This is a genomic window from Microbacterium saccharophilum (assembly GCF_007992455.1).
In the GTDB taxonomy this organism is placed as follows: Bacteria; Actinomycetota; Actinomycetes; order Actinomycetales; family Microbacteriaceae; genus Microbacterium; species Microbacterium saccharophilum.
This window is the reverse complement of sequence record NZ_BKAH01000012.1, coordinates 64,408-72,793: the sequence shown is the minus strand read 5'-3', so window position 1 is coordinate 72,793 and position 8,386 is coordinate 64,408. Positions and strand designations below refer to the sequence as shown.

2 protein-coding genes and 3 rRNA genes are annotated in these 8,386 nt (G+C 60.2%); 1 reads left to right on the top strand and 4 read right to left on the bottom strand.

The annotated features are described in order from the left end of the window. Positions 1-315: 315 nt before the first annotated feature. From rrf to MSA03_RS11745, 3 genes are all read right to left on the bottom strand, one after another. Positions 316-432: ribosomal RNA gene (rrf, locus tag MSA03_RS11755) — 5S ribosomal RNA — on the bottom strand. 100 nt (positions 433-532) lie between these two features. After that, positions 533-3,636: ribosomal RNA gene (locus MSA03_RS11750) — 23S ribosomal RNA — on the bottom strand. Between the two features lie 411 nt (positions 3,637-4,047). Continuing rightward, positions 4,048-5,569 (bottom strand): 16S ribosomal RNA (locus MSA03_RS11745). Together the 16S, 23S and 5S rRNA genes form the textbook arrangement of a ribosomal RNA operon. Before the next feature lie 727 nt (positions 5,570-6,296). On the opposite strand from MSA03_RS11745, the gene MSA03_RS11740 reads away from it, so the two are divergent. After that, positions 6,297-7,574, top strand: coding sequence for a CoA transferase (locus MSA03_RS11740; protein ID WP_147051139.1), 1,278 nt, complete (start codon positions 6,297-6,299; stop codon positions 7,572-7,574). Between the two features lie 3 nt (positions 7,575-7,577). Here MSA03_RS11740 and MSA03_RS11735 read toward each other — a convergent pair whose 3' ends face one another. Beyond that, a complete protein-coding gene (locus MSA03_RS11735) occupies positions 7,578-8,381 on the bottom strand; it encodes a DUF4184 family protein (RefSeq protein WP_147051138.1) in 804 nt (267 codons plus the stop codon). Positions 8,382-8,386 lie beyond the last annotated feature (5 nt).

Sequence of the window (8,386 nt, the reverse complement as noted above, 5' to 3'; positions counted from 1 at the left end):
ACCATCACGAGGCGGGTACGAGCGACGCTCGCCATCACGCGCAGCGTAAGGCTTCCGCTCACCGTCACGCGGCGCGTAGGGCCGCTTCTCGGCATCGCGCTTGGCGTACGGCTTACGCTCCGCGTCCCGGGGAGTGCTCGGCTTCCCGGCGTCCCGCTGCGGCCGGCTCTGGCGCGAGCGCGCGTCGGAGGACGAGTACCGGGGCTTGCCAACGTCGTTACGGGGGCGCTCTTCATCTGTCATCGGTCTCGGATCCTCTCACGTGCGTTAACGAGAAATGGCCACCCAACAATGGGTGGCCATTTCACGAAAGAAGTCCGGCGGTGTCCTACTCTCCCACAGGGTCCCCCCTGCAGTACCATCGGCGCTGAGAGGCTTAGCTTCCGGGTTCGGAATGTAACCGGGCGTTTCCCTCTCGCTATGGCCGCCGAAACACTATTGATGTTTCAGTCTGCACAACAAAGTCATTGTCATGCGGTTCTCGACCGTACATCGAGAACCACTCAGTGGACGCAAGCACCAAAAACGGTGTGTTATCAAGTCATCGGCTTATTAGTACCAGTCAGCTGCACGTGTTGCCACGCTTCCACATCTGGCCTATCAACCCAGTAGTCTGGCTGGGAGCCTCTCGCCCGAAGGCATGGAAGTCTCATCTTGAGGCCGGCTTCCCGCTTAGATGCTTTCAGCGGTTATCCATCCCGAACGTAGCTAATCAGCGGTGCTCCTGGCGGAACAACTGACACACCAGAGGTTCGTCCAACCCGGTCCTCTCGTACTAGGGTCAGATCCTCTCAAACTTCCTGCGCGCGCAGCGGATAGGGACCGAACTGTCTCACGACGTTCTAAACCCAGCTCGCGTACCGCTTTAATGGGCGAACAGCCCAACCCTTGGGACCTACTCCAGCCCCAGGATGCGACGAGCCGACATCGAGGTGCCAAACCATGCCGTCGATATGGACTCTTGGGCAAGATCAGCCTGTTATCCCCGAGGTACCTTTTATCCGTTGAGCGACAGCGCTTCCACAAGCCACTGCCGGATCACTAGTCCCGACTTTCGTCCCTGCTCGACCTGTCAGTCTCACAGTCAAGCTCCCTTGTGCACTTACACTCGCCACCTGATTGCCAACCAGGTTGAGGGAACCTTTGGGCGCCTCCGTTACTTTTTGGGAGGCAACCGCCCCAGTTAAACTACCCATCAGGCACTGTCCCTGAACCGGATTACGGTTCTAAGTTAGATATCCAGAGTGACCAGAGTGGTATTTCAACAATGACTCCACAAGAACTGGCGTCCCTGCTTCAAAGTCTCCCACCTATCCTACACAAGCCACACCGAACACCAATACCAAACTATAGTAAAGGTCACGGGGTCTTTCCGTCCTGCTGCGCGTAACGAGCATCTTTACTCGTAATGCAATTTCGCCGAGTTCGCGGTTGAGACAGTTGGGAAGTCGTTACGCCATTCGTGCAGGTCGGAACTTACCCGACAAGGAATTTCGCTACCTTAGGATGGTTATAGTTACCACCGCCGTTTACTGGGGCTTAAATTCTCAGCTTCGCCTTGCGGCTAACCGGTCCTCTTAACCTTCCAGCACCGGGCAGGCGTCAGTCCGTATACATCGTCTTGCGACTTGGCACGGACCTGTGTTTTTAGTAAACAGTCGCTACCCACTAGTCTCTGCGGCCTCCAAACGCTTTCGGAGCAAGTCCTTATACGTCGAAGGCCCCCCTTCTCCCGAAGTTACGGGGGCATTTTGCCGAGTTCCTTAACCACGATTCTCTCGATCTCCTTGGTATTCTCTACCTGACCACCTGAGTCGGTTTGGGGTACGGGCGGCTAGAACCTCGCGTCGATGCTTTTCTTGGCAGCATAGGATCACCCACTTTTTATCCGCATCGTGTCTCAGCCTTAATGAGAGACGGATTTGCCTATCTCTCGGCCTACGCACTTGCCCCGGGACAACCATCGCCCGGGTTGGGCTACCTTCCTGCGTCACACCTGTTAATACGCTAACCGCACCAGAATGGGGTCGTACGCTAGGCCCAGAGCGTCACCCCGAAGGGATCAGTCACTGGGATTCAGATACTTAGCACTACTGGATTAGTTTGGGCGGTTCTTCGCCGGTACGGGAATATCAACCCGTTGTCCATCGACTACGCCTGTCGGCCTCGCCTTAGGTCCCGACTTACCCAGGGAAGATTAGCTTGACCCTGGAACCCTTGGTCTTTCGGAGGACGTGTTTCTCACACGTCTTTCGCTACTCATGCCTGCATTCTCACTCGTGTGGCCTCCACGGCTGGTTCACACCGCCGCTTCGCTGGCCACACGACGCTCTCCTACCCATCAACACGGCTGGACCACGAAGGCCTACCAATAATGTCAATGCCACAACTTCGGTGGCGTGCTTGAGCCCCGTTACATTGTCGGCGCGGAATCACTTGACCAGTGAGCTATTACGCACTCTTTCAAGGGTGGCTGCTTCTAAGCCAACCTCCTGGTTGTCAAGGCAACTCCACATCCTTTCCCACTTAGCACGCGCTTTGGGACCTTAGTTGGTGGTCTGGGTTGTTTCCCTCTCGACTATGAAGCTTATCCCCCACAGTCTCACTGCTGCGCTCTCACTTACCGGCATTCGGAGTTTGGCTGACGTCAGTAACCTTGTAGGGCCCATCGGCCATCCAGTAGCTCTACCTCCGGCAAGAAACACGCAACGCTGCACCTAAATGCATTTCGGAGAGAACCAGCTATCACGAAGTTTGATTGGCCTTTCACCCCTATCCACAGCTCATCCCCTCAGTTTTCAACCTAAGTGGGTTCGGTCCTCCACGACGTCTTACCGTCGCTTCAACCTGGCCATGGATAGATCACTTCGCTTCGGGTCTAGGACACGCGACTGAATCGCCCTATTCAGACTCGCTTTCGCTACGGCTACCCCTCACGGGTTAACCTCGCCACGTATCGCTAACTCGCAGGCTCATTCTTCAAAAGGCACGCTGTCACCCCTACTAAGGAGGCTCCAACGGTTTGTAAGCAAACGGTTTCAGGTACTATTTCACTCCCCTCCCGGGGTACTTTTCACCTTTCCCTCACGGTACTTGTCCGCTATCGGTCATCTGGGAGTATTTAGGCTTATCAGGTGGTCCTGACAGATTCACACGGGATTTCTCGGGCCCCGTGCTACTTGGGATACTCTTCGCGTCAAGAGAGGCATTTCGACTACGGGGTTGGCACCCTCTATGACCTGGCTTTCAATCCAGTTCGTCTATACCTTCTTGTAACGCCGGCTGCTCGGCAGAGCAGCCTGAAAAGTCCCACAACCCCGAATACGCAACTCCTGCCGGATATCACACGTACTCGGTTTAGCCTGTTCCGGTTTCGCTCGCCACTACTAACGGAATCGCGGTTGCTTTCTCTTCCTGTGGGTACTGAGATGTTTCACTTCCCCACGTTCCCTCTACCCGCCCTATATATTCAGGCGGGAGTCACTGGGTCGGCAAGCCGCCCAGCGGGGTTTCCCCATTCGGAGATCCTCGGATCAAAGTGTGCTTATCCACTCCCCGAGGCTTATCGCAGATTGCTACGTCCTTCTTCGGCTCCAGATGCCAAGGCATCCACCGTTTGCTCTTAAAGACTTGAAATCACATGAGTTTTATCAAGAATCGGTTCGGACCGAAGTCCGACTCGAAATTGACTAATGATCTTTAAGATCATCTATATGAACTGACTTGCGTCAGTTCAAAGATGCTCGCGTCCACTGTGTAGTTCTCAAAGTACGGGCGGTACCTTCCCAGCTTGCCGTGATGGCAATCAGAAAAGGTCCTGAGGTTCGTCTGCTCCCGATCCGTAGATCGGAGCGCATCCGGTCCCTCAGGACCCAACAGCGTGCATGTGTCGGCTGACTCGCATCGAACGTTTCCAGCTGCAAGCAGCGTACTGATTTCGATGTTCGTCTTCCGGCACCTTGTCAAATGTTCCACCCATGAGCTCCCTGCAGAGACATTCGCTCTGATCAGGGGCCTGGACACCCGAGGGTGCCAGATGCTCCTTAGAAAGGAGGTGATCCAGCCGCACCTTCCGGTACGGCTACCTTGTTACGACTTAGTCCTAATTACCGATCCCACCTTCGACGGCTCCCTCCACAAGGGTTGGGCCACCGGCTTCAGGTGTTACCGACTTTCATGACTTGACGGGCGGTGTGTACAAGACCCGGGAACGTATTCACCGCAGCGTTGCTGATCTGCGATTACTAGCGACTCCGACTTCATGAGGTCGAGTTGCAGACCTCAATCCGAACTGGGACCGGCTTTTTGGGATTCGCTCCACCTTGCGGTATTGCAGCCCTTTGTACCGGCCATTGTAGCATGCGTGAAGCCCAAGACATAAGGGGCATGATGATTTGACGTCATCCCCACCTTCCTCCGAGTTGACCCCGGCAGTATCCCATGAGTTCCCACCATTACGTGCTGGCAACATAGAACGAGGGTTGCGCTCGTTGCGGGACTTAACCCAACATCTCACGACACGAGCTGACGACAACCATGCACCACCTGTTTACGAGTGTCCAAAGAGTTCTACATTTCTGCAGCGTTCTCGTATATGTCAAGCCTTGGTAAGGTTCTTCGCGTTGCATCGAATTAATCCGCATGCTCCGCCGCTTGTGCGGGTCCCCGTCAATTCCTTTGAGTTTTAGCCTTGCGGCCGTACTCCCCAGGCGGGGAACTTAATGCGTTAGCTGCGTCACGGAATCCGTGGAATGGACCCCACAACTAGTTCCCAACGTTTACGGGGTGGACTACCAGGGTATCTAAGCCTGTTTGCTCCCCACCCTTTCGCTCCTCAGCGTCAGTTACGGCCCAGAGATCTGCCTTCGCCATCGGTGTTCCTCCTGATATCTGCGCATTCCACCGCTACACCAGGAATTCCAATCTCCCCTACCGCACTCTAGTCTGCCCGTACCCACTGCAGGCCCGAGGTTGAGCCTCGGGTTTTCACAGCAGACGCGACAAACCGCCTACGAGCTCTTTACGCCCAATAATTCCGGATAACGCTTGCGCCCTACGTATTACCGCGGCTGCTGGCACGTAGTTAGCCGGCGCTTTTTCTGCAGGTACCGTCACTTTCGCTTCTTCCCTGCTAAAAGAGGTTTACAACCCGAAGGCCGTCGTCCCTCACGCGGCGTTGCTGCATCAGGCTTGCGCCCATTGTGCAATATTCCCCACTGCTGCCTCCCGTAGGAGTCTGGGCCGTGTCTCAGTCCCAGTGTGGCCGGTCACCCTCTCAGGCCGGCTACCCGTCGACGCCTTGGTGAGCCATTACCTCACCAACTAGCTGATAGGCCGCGAGCTCATCCCTGACCGAAATTCTTTCCAGCTGCTGAAGATGCCTTCGCAGCTCGTATCCGGTATTAGACGCCGTTTCCAGCGCTTATCCCAGAGTCAGGGGCAGATTGCTCACGTGTTACTCACCCGTTCGCCACTGATCCAGAGAGCAAGCTCTCTTTCACCGTTCGACTTGCATGTGTTAAGCACGCCGCCAGCGTTCATCCTGAGCCAGGATCAAACTCTCCGTAAAAGAATGTTGCTGCGATCGGACCGGAATAGGTTCGACCGAGCGAGTTTGATCTGACCAAATGAATGTCATTGCTGACTATCCGTTGCCGACCCGAAGGTCGGACTTTGATCCAAAGGAATCTCTTCCAGCCGAAGCTGGAACGAGGTTATTTGGCATTTGACAAGTGCACGCTGTTGAGTTCTCAAGGATCGGATGCTCCTGCTGTTCGGCTTCTCAGCTTCACCCGCAGGGCAACTTCTCTATCTTATACTTCGTGATCCGCTTGTCAAATCGGCGTTTCGCGACTCGAAGTCGAGAGCAGCTGTCAGTGACGACATCTCACGAAGCTAGATCGGGTGCCCTGCGTCTCAGCGTTTCAGCCGGCCCGCGGGGCAACTTCTCTATCTTATCCCTCTCGCTCAGCATGTCAAATCGGCTGTCCGTGACTGTTTTCGGCGTCTCCGGCAGCACTCATCGACAAGCATTCGAGGAGTGGGAACCTCCAGTTTAGACCCGGGGGCCCGGCGCACTCAAGGAGTGGCCTTTAAACTGGGGGGTGGTTCTCCGCTTGAGGGGGGTAAGGCTCTCGGCCTCTCCGCTTCCCTGTGGGGCGAACAAGTAATAAGTTACGCGGGCCTCGCGAGTTGGGCAAATCCGGCCCGCATCCCGGGCGTGTCGCCGTCGTCCCCGCATGTTTCCGCGGTTTCGCGCTCTGGTGTCGTCTGCGGGCGATGACTACCCTCGGGCCATGGATGATTCCGGCGCCGTCGCGGCCCGGGTACCGCTGGCCGCACGTCTGGATGTGGGTGGCCTCGCCGCGCGGAGTGTCTTCGACGCCGCAGCGGCCGCGGCGCGGATCGCAGGCGGCGGTGAGCCGGGTCTCGACCCTGTCCGCATCGCGACGGCGTACTCGAGCGAGCGGCACCTGCGCATCGACGGCAGCCAGCCCGACGCGTTCGCTCCCCTGTCCGGGTTCTTCCGCACCGCCGACGGGTGGGTGCGCACACACGGCAACTACCCGCACCACGCCGCCGCGCTACGGGAAGGCCTGGGGCTGTCGGCCGAGGACGGCCGCGAGGATGTGGCCGCCGTCCTTGCCGGACTGGAGGCCGGGGAGGCGTCCCGCCGGATCGCGTCGACCGGGGGGATCTGCGCCACGGTGCGTCCAGAAGACCCCGTCCTCGACGCGCGCCTGCGGACGGCGCCGCTCGTCGCCGATCGCCGGCTGGGTGACGGCCGACCGCGACCGCTCCCCCGCCCCACGCCCGCGGCCCCGCTCTCGGGAATCCGGGTGCTCGACCTGACCCGGGTGATCGCCGGCCCTGTCGCCACCCGCACCCTCGCCCTGCTCGGCGCCGACGTGCTGCGGATCGATCCCCCACGGATGCCGGAGATCCCCGCGCAGCACCTGGACACCGGGCACGGCAAGCGGTCGGCTCTGCTCGACCTCGCATCAGGACCCGGCGCCGCCCGGTTCGCCGAACTGCTGGCATCCGCCGACGTCGTCGTCCTCGGCTACCGTCCCGTCGCACTCGACCGGCTCGGCCTGGCCCCTGCCGCCCTGGCCGCACGGCGGCCGGGCGTCATCGTCGGCCGCCTCTCCGCGTGGGGAGAGCCTGACACCCGCGGATTCGACAGCATCGTCCAGGCGGCCAGCGGAATAGCGATGATCGAATCCACCGACGGCGAGACGCCGGGTGTGCTGCCGGCGCAGGCGCTCGATCACTCGGCGGGCTACCTCCTGGCCGCCGGCATCATCCGCCTTCTGGAACGCCGCTCGACCGAAGGCGGCAGCTGGATGGCCGAGACGAGTCTGCGGCGCGTCGCCGCGGAGCTTCTCGGGATGCCGCGCACGGCCGGCGCCGTCTCCCCGGCGTCCTCCGATCCCCGGGGGCACACGCAGAGCTTCCGCGTCGCGGGACACGACGTCGTCACCGCCGCACCGGCAGTGCGCTACGTCGGCGGTCCGGAGGATTACGCGGCCCCGCGTCCGTGGGGTGAGGACGAACCCGCGTGGCGCGGATGAGCCTCAGCGGCGACGCAGCACCTGGACCACGACGCAGAGCACAAGCGTGACAGAACCCCACACCGCGCAGGCAGGCGGCAGGACGAGGTAACCGAGATGCTGCGGCGTGAAACCGTCGGTGAACGGCCCGAGCGCTGCGAGCCCGGCAAGCCACGCGGCCGCCAGGATGGCGGGGAGCGACAGCCACCATGCCCACCGGACGCCGGCAGGCAGCACGCGGTCGACGACGTCGTCGCGATGTCGTCGCACGAGCCACACGGCAGACCAGGTCGCGATCACCGCGACCCCGAACACGCTCGACCCGTGCTGGATCCATTTGTAGCCCGGCAGCGATCCCCATTCCGCAGCGAGCGCCGGAAGCACCTGCACTCCCCAGCGTCCTTCGTGCGTGAACGCGTCCCACACGACGTGCGAGACGACGCCGAGCAGCAGCGAGACCGCCACGAGGGTGAGCCGGGTCGAGGCATCCCGCCAGGCCGGACGGCGAGGGCCGGAGCGCTGCCGGCGAAGCGTGTGGACGATGTCCGGGCCGACGGCATCCCACTCCCGCGGCAGACGCGCGGCAAGCCGGCGCGGGCTGAGCTCGCGCACCGCGGGACGAAGGACGGCCCACCAGACGAGCAGCAGGACCAGGGCGATCAGCGCGGTCAGGAGGACGTTCGTGTGGGTGAGGTGGTAGGTCAGCGGCGTCCCGCGGACGAACAGCGGAAGATCGGGGGTCATCGCGCCGACGGCGATCGCGGCAGGCAGGAGCGGAGTGCGCAGGAACGGAAGCGCGATCACCGCGTGTGCCGGCGTGAACGGCATCCGGC

Coding starts and splice junctions, on each gene's coding strand:
- MSA03_RS11735 (WP_147051138.1), bottom strand. CDS start 8,381: ATGCCGTTCACGCCGGCACACGCGGTGATCGCGCTTCCGTTCCTGCGC.
- MSA03_RS11740 (WP_147051139.1), top strand. CDS start 6,297: ATGGATGATTCCGGCGCCGTCGCGGCCCGGGTACCGCTGGCCGCACGT.